Below are 25167 nucleotides of genomic sequence, written 5' to 3'. Positions count from 1 at the left end.
CCCCATCGTTCGTCGGGTCGGTTCGCAACGGGCAAGTATGGGGCACTTCTCGATGTCTCATGAGGCGCGCGGATCTGGTACAAAATGAAAGTGGCGGGAAGTGGCGCTCAGCCCGGCCTCGCCCCACCGGCCCCCTGGCCGCCGTTCACGCCGGGCACTCGCCCCTCCGGCCTTTCCAGCCTTTCCGGCCTTTTCCGGCCCCCCGGCCGCCGGTCACGCGTCCCAGGTGACCGGCATGCTCTTGACCCCGTAGATGTCCGCGATCTCCGGGCGCAGGGCGACCTCCTCCGCCGGTACGGCCAGGCGCAGGCCGGGGAAGCGGTTGATCAGCGCGGGGAAGGCGACCCGCATCTCGACGCGGGCCAGCTGCTGGCCCAGGCACTGGTGGATGCCGTGCCCGAAGGCCAGGTGCCCGCCCTCCTGCCTGCGCAGGTTGAGCACGTGGGGGTCGGTGAAGCGCTCGGGGTCGCGGTTGGCGGTGTTGTAGGACAGGATGACCGTCGTACCGGCCTTGATGGTCTGGCCGCCCAGCTCGACGTCCTCCAGTGTCGTCCTCATGAGGGTCTTGACGACGGTGAGGTACCGCAGCAGTTCCTCCACCGCCTGGTCGGTGAGCGTGGGATCGGCGCGCAGCGCCGCCAGCTGCTCCGGGTTCCGCAGCAGCGCGAAGGTCCCCAGCGCCAGCATGTTCGCGGTGGTGTCGAACCCGGCCGACAGCAGCACCAGGGCCATCCCCTGCAGCTCCTCGTCGGTCAGGTCGCTGTCGAGCAGGTCGCTGAGCACGTCGTCGGTGGGGTTGGCGCGCTTGGCGGCCACCAGCTCCGCGAGGTACCGCTGGGTCGCGGTGTAGGCCGCCATCAGCTCCTCGTCGTCGACCTCCCCGCCGAGGAACTTGTCGATGTTCTCCTGGAAGGAGCCCCGGTCCTCGTACGGCACGCCCAGCAGCTCGCAGATGACGACGGCGGGGATGGGCCTGGCGAACGCGGTCACCAGGTCCGCCGACGGTCCGGCCTCCTCCATGGCGTCCAGGTGCTCGGCGGTGATCTGCTCGACGCGCTCGGTGAGCAGCCGCATCCGCCGTACGGTGAACCTGCCCACCAGCGGCTTCCGGTAGCGGCCGTGCTGTGGCTCGTCCATGAGGAGGAACTCGCCGGGCGGCGCCGGGGGGACCTCGAAGTCGCCCATGTCGATGGTCGGGTGGTGGCGCATGAGCTCCTTGCGGGAGCTGAACCGCGGGTCGGCCAGGACCGCCCTGACCAGGTCGTATCCGGTGACCAGCCAGCCCTGGTGCCCGTCGGGGAAGGGGAAGCGGCTGATCGGGCCGTGCTCGCGGGCCTCGATCAGCTCCTTGGGCGGGTCGAAGGGGCAGCCGGGCCGGCGCTCGGTCGGCATCGTCGTGACGGTGTGGAGGGATTCGGCCATGACTCTTTCCTGTTCTCGCGATATTACGTGTTTGAGATCACTCGGGGGCTACGTCGAATTCGGATGGACGGGCTCGGCCGGCGCGACCTAGGCGATCTTGCGGCGGTAGGTGGCCATGGCGAAGAAGTACGCGACGACGAGGATGCCGACGCACCAGGCCAGGGCGGCCCAGATGTCGGTGCCGACCGGCTGCTCGGTGTACAGGTCGCGGATGGCGTTGACGATGGCCGTCACCGGCTGGTGTTCGGCGAAGGCGCGCACCGGGCCGGGCATGGTGTCGGTGGGCACGAACGCCGAGCTGAGGAAGGGCAGGAAGATGAGCGGGTAGGAGAACGCGCTCGCGCCGTCCACGCTCTTCGCGCTGAGGCCGGGGATGACGGCGAGCCACGTCAGCGCCAGGGTGAACAGGACCAGGATGCCGGCGACCGCGAGCCAGGCCGCCACTCCCGCCCCGGAGCGGAAGCCCATGAGCAGGGCGACGAGCACGACGACCGCGAGGGAGATCATGTTGGCGACGAGCGAGGTCAGCACGTGCGCCCACAGCACGGACGAGCGCGCGATCGGCATGGACTGGAACCGCTCGAAGATGCCGCTGTTCATGTCCGTGAAGAGCCGGAAGGCGGTGTAGGCGATGCCCGAGGCGACCGTGATGAGCAGGATGCCGGGCAGCAGGTAGTTCACGTACGACTCCGTCCCGGTGTCGATCGCGCCGCCGAACACGTACACGAACAGCAGCAGCATGACGATCGGTGTGACGGCGGTCGTGATGATGGTGTCCGCGCTGCGCGTGATGTGGCGCAGGGAGCGTCCCAGCAGGGTCGCGGTGTCGCCGAGGAAGTGCTTGGTCATCGTCGTTCCTTACGTGTCGGCGCCGGCGGCGCGGTCGTTGCCGTTGGCGCCGACGAGCGTGAGGAAGACGTCCTCAAGGGTCGGCTGCTTCTCGACGTACTCGACCGTGGCGGGCGGGAGCAGTTGCTTGAGCTCGGTGAGGGTGCCGTTCACGATGATCCGGCCCTCGTGGAGGATCGCGATCCGGTCGGCGAGCTGTTCGGCCTCGTCCAGGTACTGCGTCGTGAGCAGCACCGTCGTGCCCTGGCCGGCGAGTTCTCTGACGGCCTGCCACACCTCGATGCGCGCCTGGGGGTCGAGGCCGGTCGTCGGCTCGTCGAGGAAGATGACCGGCGGGTCGCCGATGAGGCTCATCGCGATGTCCAGGCGGCGGCGCATGCCCCCGGAGTACGTCGAGACCTTCCGCGAGCCCGCGTCGGTGAGCGAGAAACGGGCGAGCAGGTCGTCGGCGATGGCGCCCGGATTCTTGAGGTGGCGCAACCGGGCGACCAGCACGAGGTTCTCGCGCCCGCTGAGGATCTCGTCGACCGCGGCGAACTGCCCGGTGAGGCTGATGGACTCGCGCACGTCGGCGGCCCGCGCGGCGACGTCGAAGCCGTTGACGCTCGCCGTCCCCGCGTCGGCCTTGAGCAGCGTGGACAGGATCCTCACCACCGTGGTCTTGCCCGCCCCGTTGGAGCCGAGCAGGGCGAAGATGCTGCCCCGCGCCACCTCGAAGTCCACGCCGCGCAGCACGCGCAGCTCCTTGTACGCCTTCTCCAGGCCCCGCACGTGGATCGCCTGGGCTTGCCGTGCCGTCATCGGACGGTCCCCTCTTCTTCTCCGTCGCCTTCGCCGGCCTCTCCGCCGGCCTTTACGGTCTCCTCGCCGGCGGCGCGTTCGATGGCGCTGCTCAGCCGTTCCCGCTCCCGGGTGATCCACCGTCCCACCGGGTAGTTCTGGACGAACGCCTCGACGAACTCCACGGGGTCCTCCCCCACGATCTCGCGGATCGGGGTCCCGCTCGCCGCGCTCTGTTCGAACAGGTCGGCGAGGTCGTCGTACATCGAGGCCGCCTCGGCGCCGTCCCCCGGCCCGAAGTGCATCAGGTAGCGCTCCAGCGCCTCGACCGTCGTGCGGTAGCTCTCGGGAAGCCCTTTGACGCGCGCCCTGTACCGCCGGTAGCGCTTCTTGTCCTCAAGAGACCCCGTGACCACCTCCAGGTACTGCCGATAGCGGCTCTTCGGTTCGTTCGATCCCGTGTCCACGTCTATTTCCCTCCTTCGCGGAGCTGTTCGAGCCGTTCCGTGAGGAAGCTCCAGGTCCTCCAGAACTCTTCGAGGTACTCCCGCCCCCGAGCGTTGAGGGAGTACACCTTGCGCGGCGGCCCCTTCTCGGACGGGACCTTCTCCACGTCGACGAGACCGCGCCGCTCGATCCTGACCAGCAGCGCGTAGACGGTGCCCTCGGCGATGTCGGAGAAGCCCTGGTCCCGCAGCCACGCGGTGATCTCGTAGCCGTACGCGGGCCGGCCGGACAGGATCGCCAGGACGATGCCCTCCAGCGTTCCCTTGAGCATCTCCGTCGCCTGCTTGCTCATGGAACACCCTTCAGTACTCAGTAGCGCTAACTACTGGTACATAGTAACGCTAAATAGTGATGGCGCAAGTCCCCCATCACGGAGGAGGGTTCGAACAGCGGGAACCGCGCGGCCGTCGGCGGGGCCGGCCCCGCGAGTACGTGATCGGCGGGAGCCGGGCCGCGATCGCCGGATCGTTCATGGCACCCACCATCGCCGCCCGCGCTGACACCGGGCCGTCGCCGTGCTGACACGGCCGCTGACACAGGCCGCCGGGAGGGACCGGCGGGCAGTCGTCACCGCCGGGAGGGACCGGCGGGCAGTCGTCACCGCCGGGAGGGACCGGCGGGCAGTCGTCACCGCCGGGAGTGATCATGATTCGGGTCGGCCTGGAGATCTTCCACGGCGGTGGCCGACGCGAAGAGGACGCCGGTCCGGACGGAGCCACCCGGCCGGCCTCCGGGTGCCGGCCAGGTCGATCGTCGGCGCTCCGTTCCGTACGCGTCCCGCGCGACGCCGGCGCCTGCCTCGGGTTCCTCGCGGCCCGGCCCGAGGCAGGCGCCGGACCGGTCGCCGTGGCCGGCTACCGCACGGGCGCCGCCCCGGCGATGCGCACCGCGGCGGCCCACCCCGGCCAGGTGGCCGCCGTCACACCGGTTCGACGGGCAGCCACAGCTCGCATGTCGCGGTGCTGAAGTCGTCCGCGCGCTCCAGGACCGCGACGATCGAGGGGCCCGGCCGCAGACGCCACGGGTTGGAGGGGAACCACTCGGTCGCGGTCGCGGCCCAGGTCGTCTGCAGGGCCTGCGGGTGCGGCCCCGCGGTGCGGAAGACCGCCCACATGCCCGCCGGTACCTCGATGGCGTCGAGGTCGTCGGGGACCGGCGTGTCCCGGGAGACGGCGACCCCGTGCAGGTAGGTCAGTTCGCTCCCCTCCGTGTCGTCGGGGTCGAGGTCGTCACAGACCTGCAGCAGGCCCCCCGGGTCGGCGTCGCTCATGGCCTTCAGCCGGAGGTGCTCCTCCTGCGGCAGTGCGGTGATGTGCCGCTGGATGTGCGGGTTGACGCCCTGGTGGATGAGCGGAACGCGGGCCGCGTGTCCGACCAGCCGGAACGCGGGGCGGTCGGCGAGGCGGGTGTCCATGGGGATGCTCCCTTCGACGGTCAGGCGGAACCTGAGCTGTGGTTGTGTGCGAAGGGGGCCTCCATCGCGGCGCACGTCACCGGGGCCGCAGCCGTGGACCGCGCGGAACGCACGCCCGAACGCCTCGGTCGAGCCGTATCCGTACCGGACGGCGACGCTCAGCAGATCGTCCTCCGCCCGGACGACGTCGGCGGCGGCGACGGTCATGCGGCGGCGGCGCACGTACTCCGACAGCGGCATGCCCGCCAGCGACGAGAACATCCGGCGCAGGTGGTACTCGGTCGTGCCGAGCTCCCTGGCCAGCCCGTGGACGTCGAACTCCTCGGCGAGGTGCTTCTCCACGAGATCGACAAGCCGGTTGAGCGCCGAGATCACGAGGCCTCCTTTCGATGACAACCCTGCCGGAGGAAGCCCGGCCGTACCCGACCGCTGCGATCCGATCCGATCGGGCGCACACGTGCCGCCCGGCGACCGCGCCCCCGCCCGCCCGTTCCGAGCCGGGTGAACGGTCTCAGCGTACGTTTTCGTCCCGCCACACCCCGAGCCCCGCCCTCGACGAGACCCCTCGTCGGCGGCCGGGTGTCTCGCGGCCCTACCCGGGCCGAGCCGCGTCGCCGGTGGCGTGCCGCCGGTCGAGCAGTCGTTCGTGCAGGACGCGGGCGGTGCGTACGAAGCCGCTCGTCCCCTTGCGGGCCGCCGCCTCCGCGACCGCGGGGAGCGGGTCACGTGCCCCGGCCCGGCGGGCGGCGTCGAGCGCGAAGGAGAGTGCCTGGGTGTGCCCGGAATGCGGTCGCTCGCCCGGTCCTGGCAGGTAGACGGGCAGCAGCCCGGTCATGATCTCCCACACCTGCCGATGCGCGCCCTGTTTCGCGCACTCCTCCAGCGCCGAGCGTACGGGGCCCAGCTTGAGCACGTCCCTGCGCAGGGACAGCCCGAGCTGTCGCCCGCACTCCACGGCGGGCAGGCAACCCGCGGCGGCCGCGCCCAGCAGCAGCCGCCGGCCGCGTTCGGGCTGGCCGTACACGCCCTGCTCGGCCAGCTGGACGGCGATCAGCAGCGCCGTCGCCTCTCCCACCGGCCCGTCCTGGGAGAACAGCGCGGCCACGTACTCGTGGAAGTAGCCGGACCGCTCCCAGGTGTTGAGCAGGTGCGGCAGCAGGTGCATGGCCACCACCTCCCGGTCCGAGGGGAGCGTCAGCCGCCAGGACCCCATGTACACGCCGTCGCCCTCGCCCGTCCAGGAACGCGGATCCGACAGCAGCGTGTCGACCAGCGCCGACCCCGTCGGCTCGACCTGGACGCGGGGGTGCAGGCACGGGGTGTGCTCGCCCTTCTGCCGGTCGTGCGTGTAGGCGCCGCCGGCGTGCGACCAGTCCACGCTCAGCCGCGGCCGCGGCCGGTCGGCCAGCCAGCGCGCCAGCGTGGCCCCCTCCGGCGAGGTCAGCTTCCCGGCGCGGTCGGCCACCCGCGGGTCCACCTCGCGCGGCAGCCGCAGCAGCGCCTGTCCCAGATCGGCCGGGAGAGCCTGGACGCCCGCCCGCTCGTAGCCCTCCAGGCGGGACACCAGCTCGGCGGGGTCGAGGTGGCCGGAGGTCAGGGTCGGGGTGGCCAGCAGGTACGGCGGCAGAGTCCCGGCCTTCAGCGCGGCGTGGACCTCGGCGCAGCGCGCCAGCATGGCGTAATGCGGCACCGAGACGTGACGCGGGTCCGGAAGCCGGTCCCGTGGCGTCTCTCGCTGCTCCCCGGGGTCTCTCCAGTGGCCCGACGACACGATCGACAGTTCCAGGATCTCCCCTTCGAGCGGCGGGCCCTGCGTGAAGTGCTCCAGGTTGCCCAGCGGAGTGCCGTTCTCCGTGAGGATCGCGGCGATGTTCTCCCGCAGCTCGGCGGACAGGCGGCCGGAGCCCACCTCGATCTCGATGTCGCGCTCGCCGTCGCCGTCGGCGACGCGCACGCCGATGACGTGCCTGGCGTACTCGGGAGCGCGTTCGGGCTCGGGGACGGGCGGCTCCTCACCGGGGTCGGCGGCCTCGCGCAGCAGCGCCTCCGTCCACTCCTCGAGGTGGACCCACTGGCGCCGCTCGTAGATGCGGCCCCGGCCGGGGCGCGGCCGCCTGGACGGGTCGCGGACGAAGCCGTCGAGCCACCGTTCGAAGGTGACGACGTCGCCACCGACCTGGTCGTAGGTGGCGGTCAGATCCTCCAGTGCCGGCGGGAACGGCTCGCGGGCGAGCGGCTCGAACGGCGGCAACAGCACGGGCTCGAAGTCGTCGGCCGCCGCCTCCGGCTCGGCCACCACCACGCCGTAGGCCTGCGACAGCCGCGCCGCCAGCTCGGGGGGCAGCACGCCCGCCGCCTCGCGCACGGCCTCGGCCCCGGCGGGGGTGAAGCGCCGGGCGTGCTTGACCGCCAGGCCCACCGTGCGCTCGCGCACCTCGTAGGACTCGCACAGGAACGCCGAGGCGAGCGCCGCGGCCAGGTCGTCGAGGTCGCCGAGGTCGTCAGGGGCGCTGCCCGCGTCGCGGACGGCCCGGTCGAGGAGGGTCAGCCCGGCCCGCACCAGCTTGCCCTCGGGGCGGAACAGCAGCGCCGACACCGCCTCGCCGACCTCCTCGCCGCTCAGCCCGCCCGCGCCGCGCAGCTGCCGCAGCGCCAGCTCGGCCACCGGTCCCGGCGCGGCGGGCAGCAGCCGCAGGTAGTCGCGGGTGCGCTCGCCGCTCGGCGCCGGGGCGAGCATCTCGTGCAGGCGGGCGAAGAAGCGCAGGTCGGTGGCGCTGCCGCCGCGCAGCAACCGGCGTACGCAGCCGTCGACCAGCGGCTCGGGGGCCAACCGGCCGGCCGCGACCTCGGCGCGCAGCGCCCCCAGCCAGGTGCGGCGGCCGGCGTCCCACGAGGGCGGGTCGACGTTGTCCTCGCGCAGCGCGCGGCCCACGCCCTCGGCCTCGAACAGCCGGGGCACCAGGTGCCCGGCGAGCGGGTCGTGCTCCAGGTCAGGCGGCCAGGACACCCAGGCGGTGGTGAGCGGGTCGTGGTCGGGCGGGACGGCGCCGCTGCGGCGCAGCAGCTCCAGGGCCAGCGGCACGCTGTCGTCCCTGGCCTGGGCCCGGTTGCCGCGCAGCCGCAGGGCCAGCCGTACGGCGAGGTCGGCCTGCCACTCCGGCGGACGCGCGGCGATCACGCGCAGCAGCGGCCCGGAGTCGAGCGACGGCCGCCAGCGGGTGAGGTCACGCCGGTAGAGCCAGGCCGCGACGGCCGCCGCCCCGCCGAGCACGCCCGCGCCGGCGACCCGCATGGGCTCGATCCACTCCTCGCCGCCGGTCCACAGGCCCCGGAGCCGAGCGCCTTCCTCGCCCGCCTTCCTGGCGACGGCGATGTGGCCGGGCAGCTCGCGGGCCACCTCGCGGCGCCCGGTCTCGTCCAGGGCCAGCACGGCGTCCGCGACCAGGGCCGGGTCGCCGGCGGTGACGGCCGCGCGCACGCCCGGCCAGGCCCCGCTCACGGGGGGATGTGTCGTCATGTCGCACACCGTAGAGATCGACTACGACAGAACCAGGCACACGACAGACACCTGGACGAACCGGGTGGCGAGATCGGCTACAACAGAACCGGGCCTCACCTTCCCGTCCCCGGTACCGGCCCCGCCCTCGCGGGTTCGGCACGGAACCCGAGAGGGCCGCACGGGCTCAGGCGCCCGGGTGGTTCCCGCCTCGGGTCAGGGTGCCAGGGAGCCGGCGCGGAACCGCAGGATGCCCTCGATCCCCTGGAGGAACGTCTCGCAGACCGCCGCCGGGTCGGACAGGCAGCCCGCCGCCATCGCGCCGTCCCGCAGCATGACGAAATGCCGGCCCGCGGGCTCGGGCGGCGTCTCCCCGGTTCGCGCGAGCAGGTCGACGATGGTGCGCAGGAACCACTCGCGGTGCGCGAGGACGGCCTTGTGCACGGGATGCTCGGGGTTCGGGTACTCCGCCACGGCGTTGAGGAAGGCGCATCCGCGAAAGCCTGGTGACTGAATGTCCTCGGCGATCGACCTGGCGACGGCCCGTATGATGTCGGCCGCCGGCAGGTCGCTGCCGAGGGCCTCGTCGACGCGGTCGCGGATGGCCTGGTCGGCTCCCCGCAGATACGCGACGACGAGTTCGTCCTTGCTGGGGAAGTGCCGGTACAGCGTCGCGCGGGTCACCTTCGCCTCCGCGACGATCCGGTCGATTCCCACGGAGTGGAGCCCCTCCGCGTAGAAGATCCGGGTGGCGGTTCCAAGCAGCCGTGCTCGTGCCTCGGACACCTGACCTCCAGTGTTCGTCGCCATTGCCGAGAGCCTAGCAGATAGAACGTTCGTTCTCGACATGTCCGGCGACGCGCTGCGACCCCCGCGGCGACACCGGGCGTTCTATCGCGGCACGCCCCCGGTCGAGGCGGCCGGCCCCCAGAAGGCGAGGTTGTGGTCGGCGGCGTAGTCGACCGGCCTGATCGCGTCCGGCTCCAGTGACTGGGTGTACGGGACGGGGGCGGTCCGGTCGAAGCGCTCCCAGCGGGGCAGCCCCTTGCCGTTGGGATCGCCGCTCCGGGCGAAGTTGGTCCAGTAGGCGATCATCTGGTCCGACAGCCTCCACTGGGCCGGGGTGAACGTGACCGCCTTCTCGGTGAACAGGTACGGCATGTCGCCCGCGTGGTAGGCGCCCCAGGGAAAGTCCGTCTTCAACGGCAGGAACATCGGGGCCCGGCGGTCGGCGAACCGATAGGCGTACGTCGGCGCCTTCCCGCTGAGCAGCTCGTTCTGCTCGAAGGTGGCCCTGGCCCACATGCGGTCGGTGATCACGGCGGCCCACGCCAGCCCCGGCGAGCCGTACCGGGCGACCGGATACTCCGCGCGTATTCTCGCCGCGTCCTTGCCGAACGCGGTTCGCAGCAGCTTGCCGTACCGCTCGGCGGTGACCGGCTTTCCCGCCGCGTCGTGGAACAGCCCGACGAAGATCCGGTGCTCGTCGCGGGTCGCCCCGGAGATCACCGGGACCCGGTGGAAACGGCCTGCCCGCAACCGCGCGGACGGCAGTCCGGGCAGCGTCTCGCCTCCGTAGGCGTACGTCTGGAACATGTTCATGATCTGCGGCACTTCGAGGATCTTCTCCACCGGCAGGGCCCGCAGGCAGCGGAGATCCTCGCAGCCGAGCCGCGGGGCCACGTACGTGCCCATCTTCTCGACCTCCGCCACCGTGCGCCAGGCGTAGGACGGGTAGGCGGGGACGCCCTCGCCCATGCTGCCGGCGAGCATGTCCATCATGCCCTCGCCGCTCTGCATGACGGCCCGGTCGAACAGGCCCGCGCCGCCCGGCGAGGTCAGGTGCCCGCCGATGCTCAGCGCGCCCCACGAGACGCCGAACACCGTCACGTTCGCCGGATCCCCGCCGAAGGCGGCGGCGTTGCGGCGAACCCAGCGCAGAGCCGCCTGCTGGTCCTGCAGGCCGTAGGTGCCCGATCCCCCGAGTCCCGGGTACCCGAAACCCCCGAACACCCCGAGCCGGTAGTTGATCGTGACGACCACCACGTCCCCGCGGGTGGCGATCCCGCGCACGTCGCTGAGGTCGCCGGAGCCCAGGGCCCCGTCGCCGTGGATCCACACCATCACCGGCCGGTTCCTCCCCGGCGCGCGCGGTGCCGTCACGTTGAGGAACAGGCAGTCCTCGTCGGAGCCGGTCACCTTCGCGTAGTCGCTTCCCACCTGCGGGCACACGCTGCCCGGCCTGGTGGCCTGCCTGGTCCCGGTCCAGGCCCTCACCGGCGCCGGCGAGTTCCACCGCAGCTCCCCCACCGGCGGGGCCGCGTAGGGGATCCCCTGGAAGACCCGGTGCTCTTTCGTCACCGTTCCCCGTACGGCTCCCGCGTCCGTCCTGACCACGCTCTCTCCGGTCCTGTCCGGCGCCGGTCCCGCGGGCACGCCCGTACACGCCGGCACCAGCACCGTCGCCGCCATCGCGGCACTCGTCGTGATTCGTCTCATGCCCTCCACGCTGTCAGCGGACGGGCCGCTCCAGCAGATCCATCGATCCCGAACGCCTCAGGACAAATGTCCTTGCCGAACGACCCGGGACCCGGACGCCGCCCGCCCAGGCGTTCGCACACCCTGTCGAAAACAGACACGAACTCCAGGGTTACCGACAGGAGCGTGCCCGTTCGTGGCCCGCGCCGGCGACCGTGCCGTAGATCTGGTGCGTGCGAGGAGAGCCACGCGGCCACCGGCGTCGGGGATGCGCGTGGCGCGAACGCACCTCACCGGCGTTCGGAACGGAAAGCGCACACGAGTGCGGGTCAAAGAAGAACGTCCGTAAGCGACAGAAGGGAACCGACATGCGCACCTGGTGGAAACCGTCGAAGCTCGCGGCCTCGGCCACGATGGCCGGATGCCTCGCGCTGGCCGTCACCTCCACGGCGGTCGCCGAGACGCACCCGGCTCGGGGGAAGGCCGCGCTCACCTGCGGCGCCGGCGTGTTCCTCGACGGCATCCGGGCCCTCACGATCAGCGAGAGCGGCCGCGACGAGGTGTTCCTCACGAGCAACGGCGCGAAGATCTGGCCGGTCGGCTCGGCCTACGTGTCGATGTCCCAGGGCCAGCGGGTCGAGGTCGACAAGTGCGTCCCCAACGGCGCCCAGCTCCGCCTCGTCGAGGTCGACGACCTCCTCGACCCCAACGACACCATCGGAGGCCAGACCGTCAACGGGGACGTGACCCGGGACTACGAGTTCTGCTGCGGCACCGGCGGCCGGTACCGGGTCGGTGCCGTCGCCTGATCCGCCGTTCCCGCACGGCGGCGCCCCCGGCCTTCCGCAGCAGGCCGGGGGCCCTGTCGCTCGCACGGCCTGTGCCGCCCGGGACGCGGGCAGCCCAGCACCAGATCGCGGAGCCCGGCGTGCGGGCCTCCCGGTGGATCCTCGATGTCGCGAGCTCCCGGGCCGGCTCCTCGATCGCCATCGGCACCGGCCGCGCCCGGGGCCTGCCGGGAATCGACGGACCGCGCTCAGCTGCGGCCGACGGGAGTGGTGCCGAACATCAGGGTGCGTCGCCGGACGTCGTAGAAGACGGTCCCGGCGCCGGACAGCAGATCCTGGAGATTGTCGGCGTCGTCGGGGTCAAGCGTCAGGACCTCCTCCCAGGCGCCCTGGTCCAGGACGAGTTGCAGGGTGTAGGAACCGGGCTGGCCCGGCTTACCTGCGACCCAGCTGAACTGGTAGTGGCTGAGCTGGCGAACGACGATGCTGTCGTCGGTGACGGGCTGCTTGGGCGCGGTGGCCATCGGCTTCTCCTGGGATCGCCGTTCACTGGACGGTGGCGGTCAGGCCCCGGCACGACGCCGGCGCCGATCGGCGCCGATCGGCGCGGCCCTCGCGCGGCCGGACTCCCCACCGGACAGATGCCCGCTCACCTCGCCGTCACTCCGCGTGGTGACGCCGCTCCCCTTCAAGATCTTCCCGGTATGTTTTGCCGTCCCTTGGAATCCGGCGGATCCGGCCGGCCCCCTGAGGGAACCCGTCACCGCGCGTCGCGCATCCCGAGGATGTACGTCGCGGTGAGCGCGACGCCTCGGTCCTCGTCGTGCGACAGGTCCGCGAGGGCACGTGAGGCCGTGGTCCCCGGGATGTCCGCGAGCGCCTGTGTCAGCCGCCGGCGCGCGGACGAGTCGACGGTGTCGCGGGCGAGGCGATCGACGAGCCCGGTGGCGATCCGGTCCGCCGGCGCGGGACGGCTCGCCAGCGCGCTCAGCGCGTCGGCCGCGTCGACGTCGTTCGCCCCCTCGACGACCATGTCGATGAGCGTCGGGACCGCGTCGGCCCCGCCACGCACCCCGAGCGCCAGGGCAGCGTACCTGCGGACCACGAGGTCGGGGTGCGCGAGGGCGTCCCGCAGCAGCGCGGTCGCCCCGCCGTCCGGAATCTCGGCGACGGCCTGGACGGCGCGTTCGCGCACCTCGGCCGCCGGTGAGCCGAGGCCCTCCGCCAGCAGCGCCAGCCCGTCGTCACCCGATCGCGCCAGGGCCCATCGAAGGGCCCCGGCGACGTGCGGGTCCGTCTCGCTCAGCGCCGCCTCGACCAGCGCCTCCACCGGCACCGGGACCTCCTCGCCCGAGGAGAGAGCCGCGCGCTGGCGCTTTCCCGCGCTCTTCGAGCCCAGTGCCTGGAGGAGCGCGACGACCTGGAGGACGTCCTCCCAGCCCTCTGGTTCCGCGGCGCCGATCCGGCGGAGCCGGGTGAGCAGCTCCGTCTCGGCCGCGATGCGTTCCCGCGCCTGGCGGATGAGGTCGTCGACGAGTTCCGAGGGCGCGAAGCCGGGGTCGTCCAGCGCGCGCCCGACCTCGCGCAGCGACAGTCCCAGTGACCGCAGGCTCTCGATGTGGAAGATCCGCCGGATGTCCTCGCCGGAGTACTCCCGGTAGCCGGCGACGGTACGGCCCGTCGGCCGCACCAGGCCGAGCGAGTCGTAGTGCCTGAGCATGCGGGCGCTGACCCCGGACCGCCGTGCCACGTCACCGATCAACACTGCCCATCACTCCTCCCGGCCGCTCCCGCCGAGGGCCACGACCCGCTTCGCCTCCTCGATCGCGAACTCGAATCCGGCGTCCGGGTCGCGCAGCAGCCGTTCCGTGGCGATCGCGTGCTCGCGCACGCGAGGGTCCGGAGCCGTCATCGCGTCGCGCAGAGCCGGCGAGATCACCTCACCGAGCGCGACCAGCGCCCGGCTGAGGCTCAACCGCGTCTCGCGTCCGCCACGCCCGAGCTGTGTCGACAATACTGCGGCCAGCTCCGGCTCCTCGCCTCCGGGCACGAGCACGACCGCCGCCCGCCAGGCGCTCCGCGCCACCTCGTCGTCGGCGTCGGACAGCAGCGCCCGCGTGATCGCCGGCCACGCCCGCCGATCCTTGATCTTGGACAGCGTGTGCAACGCCTGGCTTCGTGCCTGCGCGCGCTCCGAGCGGACCTCGTCGAGAAGCCTCGGGACCGTCATCGACGCCGGGTGGCGGGTGAGCGCCCACGTGAGCATGTCGCGTACGTAGAACTCGGGCTCGATCGCGCACCGTTCGACGAGCTTGCCGACGAGGCGCGGGTCGGGGGCCGTGCCGACCGCCAGCGCCGCCCGCAGCCGCACCGACGCGCGGCCGTCCTCCAGCCCCCGGAAAGCCCGGGTCACATCCGTGTCCTGTTCCGACATTTCTGACATGGTCATCGGGACCACCTCCTTGACCCCAGTGAAGGCCTTGTCACAGTGTCAAGGTCAAGCGGGATCACCGGGCGCTCTCCGCCCACCGGGTCCGGCCGGGGTGAAAGCCTCCGGGAATCCCACGACGGCCGCGGCCGTCACCGCGAAGAAGGGAAGACATGGACATCAGCGGAATGATCGACAAGGTTCGCGATTTCGCCACCGTCACCCGCGTGTTCGGCGAGCCGATCACACAGGACGGGATCACCGTCATCCCCGTGGCCCGCGTCGGCGGGGGCGGCGGGGGCGGCGACGGCAGGCAGGAGGGCGGCGAGAACCCGGGCGAGGGTTCCGGCGGCGGGTTCGGCGCGGGCGCGATCCCGGCGGGGGTCTACGTCATCAAGGACGGCCAGGTCCACTGGCAGCCCGCGATCGACTACAACAAGATCATCCTGGGCGGGCAGATCGTGGCCGTCGTCGCGCTGCTCACCCTGCGCGCGTTCGCGCGCCGGCGGGCCCGCCGGTCATGATCATCGATTCGCCGGCGTCTCCCGTCCGGCGGCGCGCCCGCGCCGGAGGCTGACCGGGACCGAGCCGGGCGGCCCGGCGCCCTCGGCACTCCGTGATCGGCGTCGTGATCGTCAGGGTGCCCGGCGGGCGGCTCGGGGCGTCGCCGTGGTTCGGCACAATGACTGGTGTGCGAGTTGAACTGCTTGGGCCGTTCGGGGTACGGAACGCCGACGGGGCCGTGGTGGAGGTTCCCGGGGCCCGGCTGCGCGCGCTGCTGGCCGCGCTCGCCCTCGAACCCGGCCGGAGCGTCTCGCGCGGGAGGCTGGTGGACTGGATCTGGGGGCGGCGGCCTCCCGCGGACGAGGTGAACGCCCTGCAGGCGCTGGTGTCCAGGCTGCGCAGGGTGTTGCCGGACGGTGTGGTCGAGGCGGATTCCGGCGGGTACCGCCTGGCCGTGTCTCCCGACGCCGTGGACGTGTGCCGGTTCGAGCACCTGGTGGGTCAGGCCCGCGCCGCCGAGACCTCGGCGCGGGCGGAGCTGCTGCGCGCGGCCCTGGCGCTGTGGCGCGGTACGGCCATGGCGGACATCGCGCTGCGAGACAGCGACCTGTTCGACGCCGCCGTCGCGCGCCTGGAGGAGCTCCGCGTCGCCGCGCTCGGGGATCGGGTGGACGCCGACATCCGCCTCGGCCGCGGCTCGGAGCTGGTCTCCGAGCTGACCGGGCTGGTCGCCGCGCATCCGCTGCGGGAGGGGTTCGTGGCGGCCCTGATGCGGGCGCTCGCCGAGGCGGGGCGCGGGACCGAGGCGCTGACCGTGTACCAGCGGACGCGGGAGCGGCTCGCCGAGGAGCTGGGCGCCGACCCGTCGGCCGAGCTCTCCGCGCTGCTGCGGGGCGAGCTGGGCGAGCGGGCGGAGAACCGCAGGACGAACCTGCGCGCCGAGCTGACGAGTTTCGTCGGCAAGGACGACGACGTCTCCACGGTCGCCGCCCTGGCCGCCGACCACCGGCTGGTCACCCTGACCGGGCCGGGCGGCTCGGGAAAGACGAGGCTGGCCACCGAGACGGCGCGGACGATGCTCGCCGGGCTGCCCGACGGGGCGTGGCTGGTCGAGCTGGCCTCGGTGCGGGCGGGCGGCGATCTGGCGCAGGCGGCCCTCACCGCCATCGGCCTTCGTGACCAGGGGTTGCTCGGCGGTGCGCGGAGCGGGGAGCCGATGGACCGGCTCGTCGCCGCGGTCCGGGAGCGCGCGGTCCTGCTGATCCTGGACAACTGCGAGCACGTGATCGAGGCGGCCGCGGCCCTCGCGGACCGGCTGCTGGGAGAGTGCCGGAGGCTGCGGATCCTGGCCACGAGCAGGGAGCCGCTCGGCATCACCGGGGAGGTGCTGTGGCAGGTCGAGCCGCTCGCGCTGCCCGCGAAGGAGGCGGATCCCTCCGTGATCGGGTCCTCACCCGCGGTGCGGCTGCTGCGCGACCGCGCGGAGCTGGTGCGCAAGGACATCGGCTCCGACGCGCGCACCCTGTCGGCCATGGCGCGGATCTGCCGGGCGCTCGACGGGATGCCGCTGGCGATCGAGCTGGCCGCGGCACGGCTGCGCACCATGTCCGTCGACCAGCTGGCACGCCGGCTCGACGACCGGTTCCGCCTGCTGACCGGCGGCAGCCGTACGGCGCTTCCCCGGCACAAGACGCTGCGCGCGGTCGTGGACTGGAGCTGGGACCTGCTGAGCGAGGCCGAACGCGGCGTGCTGCGGCGGCTGTCGGTGTTCTCCGGCGGGGCGAGCCTGGAGGCGGCCGAACGGGTGTGCGGGGACGAGGCGCTCGCCGGGGAGCGGGCAGGGGGGCAGACGCTCGACGTGCTGACCGCGTTGATCGAGAAGTCGCTGCTGCTCGCCGACGGCGAGGGCGCGCCGCGCTACCGGATGCTCAACACCATCAAGGAGTACGCGGCGCACCGGCTCGCCGAGGCCGGGGAGAGCGAGGCCGCGCGCCGGGCCCACCTCGCCTACTTCACCGAGCTGGCCGAGACGGCCGACCCGCACCTGCGCCGGGCCGGGCAACTGGAGTGGCTGTCCACGCTCGACGCCGAGAAGGACAACATCAACGTGGGCCTGCGCGGGGCGATCGCCGAGGGATGGGCGCAGGAGGCGATGCGGCTGGTCGGGGCCGCGGGCTGGTACTGGTTCCTCGTCGGGTACCGGAACGAGGGCACCGAGTTGAGCATCGCGGCGACCTCGCTGCCCGGTGAGGTGTCCGACGAGGTGCGGGCGATGGCGTGCACCGTCGTGGCGATATTCATGACCTCCGGGGTCGGCGACCAGTATCAGGCGCGGGAGTGGATCAACGAGGCGCACCGGCTCACCCGGCGCGGCGGGTACCGCAACCCGCTGCTCGGGTTCGTCGAGCCGCTGGAGCGGATGCTGCGGGAGCCGATGGGCTTCCTGCCCGCGTTCGAGCCGCTCATCGCCGACGGCGACCCGTGGGTGCGCGCGCAGGCCAGGCTCACCCGCGGCCGGTTGCGGCTCACGCTCGGCGGCGACGCGACCGACGTGGACCTCGACACCGAGATCGCCCTCGCCGAGTTCCGCACGCTGGGTGACCGGTGGGGGATCTCGATGGCGCTGACCTTCCTGGCCGACCGGCTCGCCATGCGCGGCGAGTTCGCACGCGCGTGCGAGCACCACGAGGAGGCGATCGCGGCGCTGGTCGAGGTGGGCGCGGCCGAGGACGTGGTCGGCCTGCGGGCGCGGCAGGCCCAGCTGTACTGGCTGCTCGGCGACGAGCGGTCCAGCACGTCCGCCATGGCGGAGGCGCAGCGGTACGCGGGCGGGATCACCTGGCCGGACGCGCTCGCCGAACTGGCGCTCTCGAAGGCGCAGCTGGCGCGCTGGCGCGGCGAGCCGGACGAGGCGCGCAGGCACCTGGCCTCGGCGCGGGCGGAACGCGGCGACTCCGTCCAGGCCAGGGCCCTGGACCTGTACGGCTACCTCACCGAGGATCTCGACGAGGCCCGCGCGCATCGGGCCGAGGCGTTCCGCGCGGTCCTGGCGTACGCGTACCCGCCGCTGATCGCCGAGGTGCTGATCGGGATCGCGGACCTCGCGCTGCGCCGGGGACAGTACGAGCAGGCCGCGCGGCTGCTCGCGGCGAGCGACGACGTGCGCGGCACGCCGGACCGTTCGCACCCGGACGTTCCCAGGATCGCCGCCGGCGCGAGAGACCGCCTCGGTGAGACCGCGTTCGCCGAGGAGACCCGCGCCGGCCGGCGGCGGGACTGGCGCGAGCTGGCCGCGATCACGCTCGCATCGTGAACGCCGGGCGTGCCCGCGGGTAGCCGATCGACGTGAGCCCCGCACGGGCTCGTCCGGGAAGGTGATCCGCGACCGGCCGGCCCGCGCCATGGCGCGGTCCGGCGTGCGGCGCGCGCCTCCGGAGCGGGACGCCGCCGCTTCGCCCGCCGCTTCGGCCGGGCCGGGCCGGTCGGATGGCCGTCGGGCGATGCGCCCGTCCCCTGCCCCTGGCGACCGTGGGAGACCCGCCGGCACCGGCGGCCTCTGAACATGATCTTGTCCTCGCGCGTCTCGCGCTGCCCCGAGGCCGATGCGGCGATCTTTATGATCCTTTAACATCGAGGTGTCTAAAGTACTAGCAGGCTAGATAAATGGAGAAACCAGTGATCGAGTTCCATCTGGACGGCAGATCGGGGGTCTCGCCGTACCTGCAGCTCGTCCAGCAGGTACGGCAGGCGCTGCGACTCGGCCTGCTGCGCGAGGGCGACCAGCTGCCGACCGTCAAGGAGGTCGTGGCGCAACTGGCGATCAATCCCAACACCGTTCTCAAGGCCTACCGGGAACTCGAGCACGAGGGCCTGGCGGCGGCCCGGCCGGGCGTGGGGACGTTCGTGACGAAGACGCTGACCGACGCCTCCCTGGCCGCGCACGGCCCGCTGCGCCAGGACCTGCGGCGCTGGCTGGCCAAGGCCCGCCGGGCCGGCCTCGACGACGAGAGCATCGAGGCGCTGTTCATGACCACCTTTCGGACCACCTCCCAGGAGGACATAGCGTGACTTCCGTCCTGCAGGCCCAGCGACTGGGCAAGAGGTACGGCAAACACTGGGCGCTGCGCGAGTGCAGCATCGACATCCCGGCGGGCCACGTCGTCGGACTGGTCGGCCCCAACGGAGCCGGCAAGACGACGCTGCTGAAGCTGGCCTGCGGCCAGCTGGAGCCGACGGCGGGCGACATCACCGTGCTGGGCGGGCGGCCCGGGGGCACGCCCGCCCAGCTGGCCAGGGTCGGGTTCGTCGCCCAGGACACTCCCGTCTACGCGGGACTGACCGTCGCCGAACACCTGCGGCTGGGCGCCCGGCTCAACCCCCGCTGGGACGCCGCCATGGCACGGGAGCGCGTCGCGCGGCTCGGCCTCGCCCCCGCCCAGCGGGCGGGCAGGCTGTCCGGCGGGCAGCGCGCCCAGCTCGCCCTCACCCTCGGCCTGGCCAAACGGCCCGAGCTGCTCATCCTGGACGAGCCGGTCGCCTCGCTCGACCCGCTGGCCCGCCGCGAGTTCCTGCAGGGACTGATGGAGGCCACGGTCGAGCACGAGTTCAGCGTGGTGCTCTCCTCCCACCTGGTCTCCGACCTGGAACGGGTGTGCGACTTCCTGATCGTGCTCGTCGACTCCCGCGTCCAGGTGGCCGGGGAGGTCGACACGTTGCTGGCCACCCACCACCGGCTCACCGGACCGCGCCGCGACCCCGACCGCCTCCCCGCCGACCAGCACGTGATCTCCGCACGTCACACCGACCGGCAGAGCACGTACGTGGTCCGTACCGAGGCCCCGATCCACGACCCCGCCTGGACGGTCAGCCGGCTCACCCTGGAGGACCTCGTCCTGGCCTACATGGAACAGCGCGTCGCCGAGGACCGGCGAGTCGCCCTGGAGGTGCGGCGATGATCTGGCTGACCTGGCGCCAGTTCCGCGGCTCGGCCGCGATGATGGCCGCCGTCCTCGTCGCGCTCGTCACCGCCCTGGCACTGACCGGCCCGAAACTGGCCTCCGAATACTCCGCCGGGCTCGCCGCCTGCGTGCGGGACAGCACCTGCGACCGCTTCTACGACCGTTTCTTCGACGAGTACCAGCTGCCGTTCCTGGCCGTCAGCCTCGTCGTGCTGCTCCTGCCCGCCCTCGTCGGGCTCTTCTGGGGGGCACCGTTGATCACCCGTGAGCTGGAGGCGAGCACGCACCTGCTGGTGTGGAACCAGAGCATCACCCGCGGCCGCTGGCTGGCGGTCAAGCTCACCGTCACCGGCCTGGTCGCCGTCGCCGCCGCCTGCCTGTGCGGCCTCGCGGTGACCTGGTGGTCCGCCCCCCTGGACAGGTCGGCCGCTTCGGAGCTGGCCCTGATGGCTCCCCTGGTGTTCGGCGCGCGCGGCATCGCCCCGATGGGGTACGCGGCCTTCGCCTTCGTCCTCGGGGTGACCGTGGGCATGCTGGTGCGCCGCACGCTGCCCGCCATGGCCCTCACCCTGGCCGTCTTCGCCGTGATCCAGATCGCCATGCCGCTGCTGGTCCGCCCCAACCTGATGCCCCCCGTCACCGCGACCTTCGAACTCGGCAGGGCGAACGTGGACGGCATCGGGGTGAATCGCGACGAGACCCAGCTCGTGCACATCATGCTGGAGCCGGTCGTTCCCGGTCACGCCGGTGCCTGGGTGCTGTCCAGCGACTTCGTCGACCCTGCCGGGCGCAAGATCGCCGGCAGTGGCACGGAAGGCGCCGTCAAGACCTCCACCACGTCGGGGCCCTGCGCGCCGCCGGGGGCGGGAGGCGCAGCGGGAGCGGGTATGGACGGATGCCTGGTCGAGATCAACCGGCTCGGCTACCGGCAGCAGGCCACCTACCAGCCCCTGGAGCGCTTCTGGCCCTTCCAGTGGATCGAGACCGGCATCTACGCCCTGCTCACCCTCGGCCTCGGCTGGTTCTGCTTCTGGTGGATCAGAAGGCGCCTGTCGTGACCGCGGTCAGGAACACCGCCAGGACCACCGCCGGAATCGCGGCCGCCGGGCTCGCCCTCCTGCTGGCGGCGGCCTGTACGGCGCCGGCACCGCCGCGCACCCAGGCGAGCACGGCGGGCGCGGCGGTCTGCGCGCGCCCCCAGGGCCCCCCGGGAGCGGAGAAGACCACCACGATCGACGTCGTCGAGCAGGCCTACTTCTGCATCCTGGGCACCTACTACAGCGGCGCCACCCTGGACGCCCGCTCGCTGCTGGCCGCCGGATTCGTCGCCCTGACACAGGAGCTCAACCGCAACGGCCGCGACGTGCCGGAGGCGAGCATGCCCGCCCTGACCGGCGACCGCAAGGCCGACTGGGCCGCCTTCGAGACCGCCTACCGCACGACCACCGACCAGGTCCCCGGCCTGCGCGACCAGCTGGCCGTCGTCACCCTCGAGGCCATCGTGGCCGCCCTCGACGACAACCACGCCCGCTGGGCGCACGACATCAGGCGCCCGCCCGACTACTACGACGGCGACGGCTACGGCCTGGGCCTGCAGGCGAACGTCCACGGCCCGCAGGTGACCGTGAATCCCGGCGCCGCCGTCGGCCCGCTGTTCGTCACCGCCGTGCAGGGCGGCGCCGCCCAGGCCGCCGGGATCCGCCCCGGCGACACCATCGAATCGATCAACGGATCGGCGCCGTTCATCGACGGAAAGGCCACCCCGGCGATCGCGGCCCTTTATCCGGACTACCCCGACGCGCGCCCGGTCGAGCTGCGGCTGCTGCGGCCGACCGGCGGCCGCCGCTGGAGCGTGCGGCTCCAGCCCGGCCTCTTCCAGCGGGACCTGGCCGCCCTGCGAGTGGTGAGGCCGAAGCTGCTGGACGACGACATCGCCTACGTACGGCTGGCCGGGTTCGCCCCCGACTCGGCGGACCGGGTTTTCAAGGCGGTCTCCAGGCTGCGAAAGGGCCGGACGCTGTCCGGTGTCGTGCTGGACCTGCGCGGCAACGGCGGCGGCAGCCCCGTGGAGGCGGTCCGGCTGGTGAGCGCGTTCGCCCACGGCGAGGTCACCGCCTACCAGTGCACCGTGGACGCCAGGTGCGAGGCCTCGCGGACCGACGACACCGTCGAGCTGCTCAACCTGCCGCTGGTCGTGCTCACCGACCGCGGCTGCGCCTCGGCGTGCGAGCACTTCAGCTCCGCGGTCAAGGACCTGCGCCTCGGACAGCTGGTCGGCACCAGGACCGCCGGAGCCATCTCCGGCCCGGCCGGGTCCTACCTGCTCGCTAATAACACCCTCCTGAGCTTCCCCGAAAGGCACCACCTGGGACCGAACCGCGAGGTGATCGACCGGGTCGGCGTGCCGCCCGACCACCACGTGCCCCTGACCGCCGAGGACGCGGCCGCCGGACGCGACCCCGCCCTGGCCAAGGCCCTGGCCCTGCTGCAGAAGTGAACGGACCCCTCCATGAGACAGCTCCTGGCCGTCGCCGCGGGACTGGCCGTCCTGGCCGCCTCCGCCTGCTCGGCACCCGCGCCACCCCGGGCCGACGCCGGCCCGCCGCCCACACCGACCGGCCCCGTCACCCTGCCCGCCCCCACCGGCGCCCATCCGGTCGGCACCACCGCCCTGCACCTGACCGACACCTCCCGCCCCGACCCCTGGGACCTCGACGCCGGCACCAGACAGCTCAAGGTCACCCTGTGGTACCCGACCGGGCGACGCGAGGGAACGCGCGCTCCGTACATGACGGCAAAGGAGTCGGAGCTCCTCCTGAAGGGGGTGAGGAGCACGGGCGTGCCGTACGACACGCTGAGCAGGACACGGACCAACGCGATCGAGGACGCCGAACCGGCGGGGCGACGGCTTCCACTGGTGGTGCTCTCCCCCGGCTTCACCAAGCCGATGAGCACGCTCACCTCCCTGGCCGAGGACCTGGCCAGCCGGGGGTACGTCGTGGCCGGGATCGACCACACCCACGAGAGCCACGCCACCACCCTGTCCGACGGCCGGGTCGCCGAGTGCCTCGCCTGCGACAGCGACACCGATCCGGGCTTCGGCGCGGGGGTGGTCCAGGGCCGGGCCGCCGACGTCTCCTTCGTCCTCGACCAGCTGACCTCGAAGTGGGAGGGCTCCGGCCTGATCGACCGCTCCAGGATCGCGATGGCGGGCCAGTCGATCGGCGGGGCCGCCGCCGTGGCGGCCATGGTGAAAGATCCCCGGATCCGCGCCGGGATCGACATGGACGGCACAACCTACGCCCGCATTCCCAAGACCGGGTTCTCCCGGCCGTTCATGTTCCTGGGTACGCCGCAGCACGTCCCCGGCGGCCGTGACAACTCCTGGGATCGCGACTGGAAGCTGCTGACCGGGTGGAGGCGATGGATCGTGCTGACGGGCGCGGACCACCAGTCCTTCACCGACCTGCCGCTGATGACGGGCGCCCTCGGCATCACGCCCCCCGCCGACGCCCTGCCCGCGGCGCGCTCCGCCGAGCTCACCCGCGCCTACGTGGCGGCCTTCCTCGACCGGCACCTGAGATCACGACGACAGCCCATCCTGGACGGGCCGTCGTCGCGCCACCCCGAGGTCACGTTCTGCCCCGCGACCTGCGGCCGGCCCTGAGGCCCGCGCGTCCCCGCTCACAGCCAGTCGTGCTCACGCGCGTACCGCGCCGCCTCGTGCCGGGTCCGGGTCTGGGTCTTCTGCATCGCGTTCGACAGGTAGTTGCGCACCGTGCCTTCCGCCAGGTGGAGCTGGACGGCGATGTCGGCGACCGAGTAGCCCCCGCCGGTCGCTCGCAGCACGTCGATCTCACGGTCGGTGAGCGGGCAGTCGTCGACGACGGCGAGGGCGGAGACGTCGGGGTCGATCCATCGCCTGCCCTCGTGCAGGGCCGTGATGACCGAGACGATGTGGGCCGGTTCGGCGGACTTGCTGACGAAGCCCTGGACCCCGAGCCTCAGCGCCCTGCGCAGCACCCCGGGCCTGGCATGGCGGGTCAGCATGAGGATCACCTGCTCCGGCCGCGTACGGCGGATCTCCGCGACGGCGCCGAGCCCGTCCATGCCGGGCATCTCCAGGTCGATGACGAGCACGTCGGGCCGGTGCCGCAGCGTGGCCTGGACGGCCGCCTCGCCCTCCTCCGCCTCGGCGAGCACGGTGATCTCTCCTTCGAGGGGGAGCAGCGCCGCCAGCGCCTTGCGAAGGAGGGCCTCGTCGTCGGCGAGCACCACGGTGGTCATCAGTTGTCCTTCCCCGTTCAGGAGGGCGGTACTTTCGGAGGGCGGTCCTTCAGGGAGCGGTCCTTCAGGGCCGGTACTTTCGGGGGCGCGGTTCCCGAACTCTCAGGGGGCGGTGCCCGAGCGGCCGTGCGGGAACGCCGCGGCCGTCAGGAAACGCCCGTCCTTCTGCTCCACCGTCAGCTCGCCCCCGCTGCCCGTCACGCGCTCCCTGAGCGTGGCGAGCCCCCGCAGCTCGGGAGGCGGAGCCTCCCGAGCGCCGTCGTTGACGATGGAGATACCCGACTCCGACAGGGTGATGCGCACCTGCCGGGCCTGCGCGTGCCGCAGGATGTTGGTCGTCGTCTCCCGCAGGACCTGGCCGAGCAGCTCGCCCGCGTGCGCGTCCACCTCGGCCTCCCGGTCGACGCGCACGCGGATGCCCGCGGCCTCGAAGAGGTTCTTCGCGTTCTCCAGCTCCGCGGACAGGTTGAGCCGCCGCTGCGCGTAGGCGAGCGCCTTGGTCTGGGTGATGGTGTCGCTGACCAGGGCGTGCACCTCGCGCAGCTCCTGCTCCACCCGTTCGGCGTCGCTGTGCACCAGCTTCTGGGCCAGCGCGATCTTCAGCTTCACCACGTGCAGCGTGTGGCCCTGGATGTCGTGCAGATCGCTGGCGAAACGCATGCGCTCCCGCATGACGGCCAGCTCGGCGTCACGCTCCCGCGCCTCCTCCAGCTCCGCCACCAGAGCGTAGAACCTCTTGTTGGGGAACATCAGGCCGATCAGCACCGCGGTGATGCCCGTGGGGACGATGACGTACGCGATCAGAACGGCGGAGACGGGTTCCTGTGTCACCAGCAGCCTCGCCGCGCCCACCGCGGCGACGTAGGCGGTCGCCCCCAGGGCCACCTGACCCCGGTGGCGCGGCAGCTGGGGGACGGTCAGGGAGCTCACGATCGAGATGCCGTAGAACGCCGTGTCGCTGCCTATCACCAGCGCCCCGGCGGCCCATACGGCCGCGGCGACGATCAGGCAGGGAAGCGCGACTCGGGAGACGTCGTGCGCCGCCCATCTCACGAAGGCCACCAGGCTCGCGGCCACGCCCAGCCCCAGGACGACGGCGTGCCACCAGGTCCTGGCGTCCAGCGCCACCAGCAGCGCCCCCACGGCGGCGATCATCGGGAGGAACATGACGATGTTGAGCTTGCGCATCCGCCCCTGTGTCGTCTCGGTGGACCCGTATATCGTGCGCAGTCCCTCCCGGGCGGGCCTCACCGGTC

22 protein-coding genes are annotated in these 25167 nt (G+C 72.5%); 8 read left to right on the top strand and 14 right to left on the bottom strand.

The window, feature by feature from the left end; translation table 11 throughout:
- Positions 1 to 213: 213 nt before the first annotated feature.
- From AC5L38_RS31725 to AC5L38_RS31685, 9 genes are all read right to left on the bottom strand, one after another.
- A complete protein-coding gene (locus tag AC5L38_RS31725; RefSeq protein ID WP_495246481.1) occupies positions 214 to 1422 on the bottom strand; it encodes a cytochrome P450 in 1209 nt (402 codons plus the stop codon).
- An 87-nt stretch (positions 1423 to 1509) separates the two neighbouring features.
- Positions 1510 to 2271, bottom strand: coding sequence for an ABC transporter permease (locus AC5L38_RS31720; protein ID WP_495246480.1), 762 nt, complete (start codon positions 2269 to 2271; stop codon positions 1510 to 1512).
- 9 nt (positions 2272 to 2280) lie between these two features.
- Complete coding sequence (locus AC5L38_RS31715; RefSeq protein WP_495246479.1) at positions 2281 to 3072, bottom strand: ABC transporter ATP-binding protein; 792 nt, start codon at positions 3070 to 3072, stop codon at positions 2281 to 2283.
- The gene (locus AC5L38_RS31710) at positions 3069 to 3518 is read right to left on the bottom strand and encodes a DUF1048 domain-containing protein (protein WP_495246478.1); all 450 of its coding nucleotides are present in this window, start codon (positions 3516 to 3518) and stop codon (positions 3069 to 3071) included. Before AC5L38_RS31710 ends, AC5L38_RS31715 begins: the two co-directional genes overlap by 4 nt.
- A gap of 2 nt (positions 3519 to 3520) precedes the next feature.
- Positions 3521 to 3850, bottom strand: coding sequence for a PadR family transcriptional regulator (locus AC5L38_RS31705; protein WP_495246477.1), 330 nt, complete (start codon positions 3848 to 3850; stop codon positions 3521 to 3523).
- A 627-nt stretch (positions 3851 to 4477) separates the two neighbouring features.
- Positions 4478 to 5347: an AraC family transcriptional regulator gene (locus tag AC5L38_RS31700; RefSeq protein ID WP_495246476.1), complete on the bottom strand. Its 870-nt coding sequence runs from the start codon at positions 5345 to 5347 to the stop codon at positions 4478 to 4480.
- A gap of 217 nt (positions 5348 to 5564) precedes the next feature.
- Complete coding sequence (locus AC5L38_RS31695; RefSeq protein ID WP_495246475.1) at positions 5565 to 8489, bottom strand: DUF7824 domain-containing protein; 2925 nt, start codon at positions 8487 to 8489, stop codon at positions 5565 to 5567.
- Positions 8490 to 8684: 195 nt separating this feature from the next.
- A complete protein-coding gene (locus tag AC5L38_RS31690; protein ID WP_495246474.1) occupies positions 8685 to 9278 on the bottom strand; it encodes a TetR/AcrR family transcriptional regulator in 594 nt (197 codons plus the stop codon).
- Positions 9279 to 9359: 81 nt separating this feature from the next.
- Positions 9360 to 10967 (bottom strand): carboxylesterase/lipase family protein, encoded by a 1608-nt coding sequence (locus AC5L38_RS31685; protein ID WP_495246473.1) that lies wholly within the window; start codon positions 10965 to 10967, stop codon positions 9360 to 9362.
- 347 nt (positions 10968 to 11314) lie between these two features.
- Between AC5L38_RS31685 and AC5L38_RS31680 the strand changes: the two genes are divergently transcribed.
- Positions 11315 to 11755: a hypothetical protein gene (locus AC5L38_RS31680; protein ID WP_495246472.1), complete on the top strand. Its 441-nt coding sequence runs from the start codon at positions 11315 to 11317 to the stop codon at positions 11753 to 11755.
- Between the two features lie 227 nt (positions 11756 to 11982).
- Here AC5L38_RS31680 and AC5L38_RS31675 read toward each other — a convergent pair whose 3' ends face one another.
- From AC5L38_RS31675 to AC5L38_RS31665, 3 genes are all read right to left on the bottom strand, one after another.
- The gene (locus tag AC5L38_RS31675) at positions 11983 to 12258 is read right to left on the bottom strand and encodes a hypothetical protein (RefSeq protein WP_495246471.1); all 276 of its coding nucleotides are present in this window, start codon (positions 12256 to 12258) and stop codon (positions 11983 to 11985) included.
- Positions 12259 to 12494: 236 nt separating this feature from the next.
- Positions 12495 to 13499 (bottom strand): HEAT repeat domain-containing protein, encoded by a 1005-nt coding sequence (locus AC5L38_RS31670; protein ID WP_495246470.1) that lies wholly within the window; start codon positions 13497 to 13499, stop codon positions 12495 to 12497.
- 6 nt (positions 13500 to 13505) lie between these two features.
- Positions 13506 to 14183 (bottom strand): HEAT repeat domain-containing protein, encoded by a 678-nt coding sequence (locus tag AC5L38_RS31665; protein ID WP_495246469.1) that lies wholly within the window; start codon positions 14181 to 14183, stop codon positions 13506 to 13508.
- Positions 14184 to 14335: 152 nt separating this feature from the next.
- On the opposite strand from AC5L38_RS31665, the gene AC5L38_RS31660 reads away from it, so the two are divergent.
- From AC5L38_RS31660 to AC5L38_RS31630, 7 genes are all read left to right on the top strand, one after another.
- Positions 14336 to 14686, top strand: a complete 351-nt coding sequence (locus tag AC5L38_RS31660) for a spore germination protein GerW family protein (protein WP_495246468.1) — start codon at positions 14336 to 14338, stop codon at positions 14684 to 14686.
- A gap of 167 nt (positions 14687 to 14853) precedes the next feature.
- Positions 14854 to 17979, top strand: coding sequence for an AfsR/SARP family transcriptional regulator (locus AC5L38_RS31655; RefSeq protein ID WP_495246467.1), 3126 nt, complete (start codon positions 14854 to 14856; stop codon positions 17977 to 17979).
- Between the two features lie 362 nt (positions 17980 to 18341).
- Positions 18342 to 18734, top strand: a complete 393-nt coding sequence (locus AC5L38_RS31650) for a GntR family transcriptional regulator (RefSeq protein ID WP_495246466.1) — start codon at positions 18342 to 18344, stop codon at positions 18732 to 18734.
- A complete protein-coding gene (locus tag AC5L38_RS31645; RefSeq protein ID WP_495246465.1) occupies positions 18731 to 19621 on the top strand; it encodes an ABC transporter ATP-binding protein in 891 nt (296 codons plus the stop codon). The genes AC5L38_RS31650 and AC5L38_RS31645 overlap by 4 nt, the downstream gene beginning before the upstream one ends.
- On the top strand, positions 19618 to 20682 hold the full coding sequence (locus AC5L38_RS31640) for an ABC-2 membrane transporter-related protein (RefSeq protein WP_495246464.1): 1065 nt from the start codon (positions 19618 to 19620) through the stop codon (positions 20680 to 20682). Before AC5L38_RS31645 ends, AC5L38_RS31640 begins: the two co-directional genes overlap by 4 nt.
- Positions 20679 to 22121: a S41 family peptidase gene (locus AC5L38_RS31635; RefSeq protein WP_495246463.1), complete on the top strand. Its 1443-nt coding sequence runs from the start codon at positions 20679 to 20681 to the stop codon at positions 22119 to 22121. The genes AC5L38_RS31640 and AC5L38_RS31635 overlap by 4 nt, the downstream gene beginning before the upstream one ends.
- Before the next feature lie 12 nt (positions 22122 to 22133).
- Entirely contained in the window at positions 22134 to 23291 is a 1158-nt protein-coding gene (locus AC5L38_RS31630; RefSeq protein ID WP_495246462.1) for an alpha/beta hydrolase family protein, read from the top strand.
- 17 nt (positions 23292 to 23308) lie between these two features.
- Here AC5L38_RS31630 and AC5L38_RS31625 read toward each other — a convergent pair whose 3' ends face one another.
- Positions 23309 to 23911: a response regulator gene (locus tag AC5L38_RS31625; RefSeq protein WP_495246461.1), complete on the bottom strand. Its 603-nt coding sequence runs from the start codon at positions 23909 to 23911 to the stop codon at positions 23309 to 23311.
- A gap of 102 nt (positions 23912 to 24013) precedes the next feature.
- Positions 24014 to 25162, bottom strand: a complete 1149-nt coding sequence (locus tag AC5L38_RS31620) for a sensor histidine kinase (RefSeq protein ID WP_495246460.1) — start codon at positions 25160 to 25162, stop codon at positions 24014 to 24016.
- Positions 25163 to 25167 lie beyond the last annotated feature (5 nt).

This window comes from Streptosporangium nanhuense, assembly GCF_059358815.1.
The sequence above is the reverse complement of the archived record's forward strand: the minus strand, read 5'-3'. Positions and strand labels throughout refer to the sequence as shown.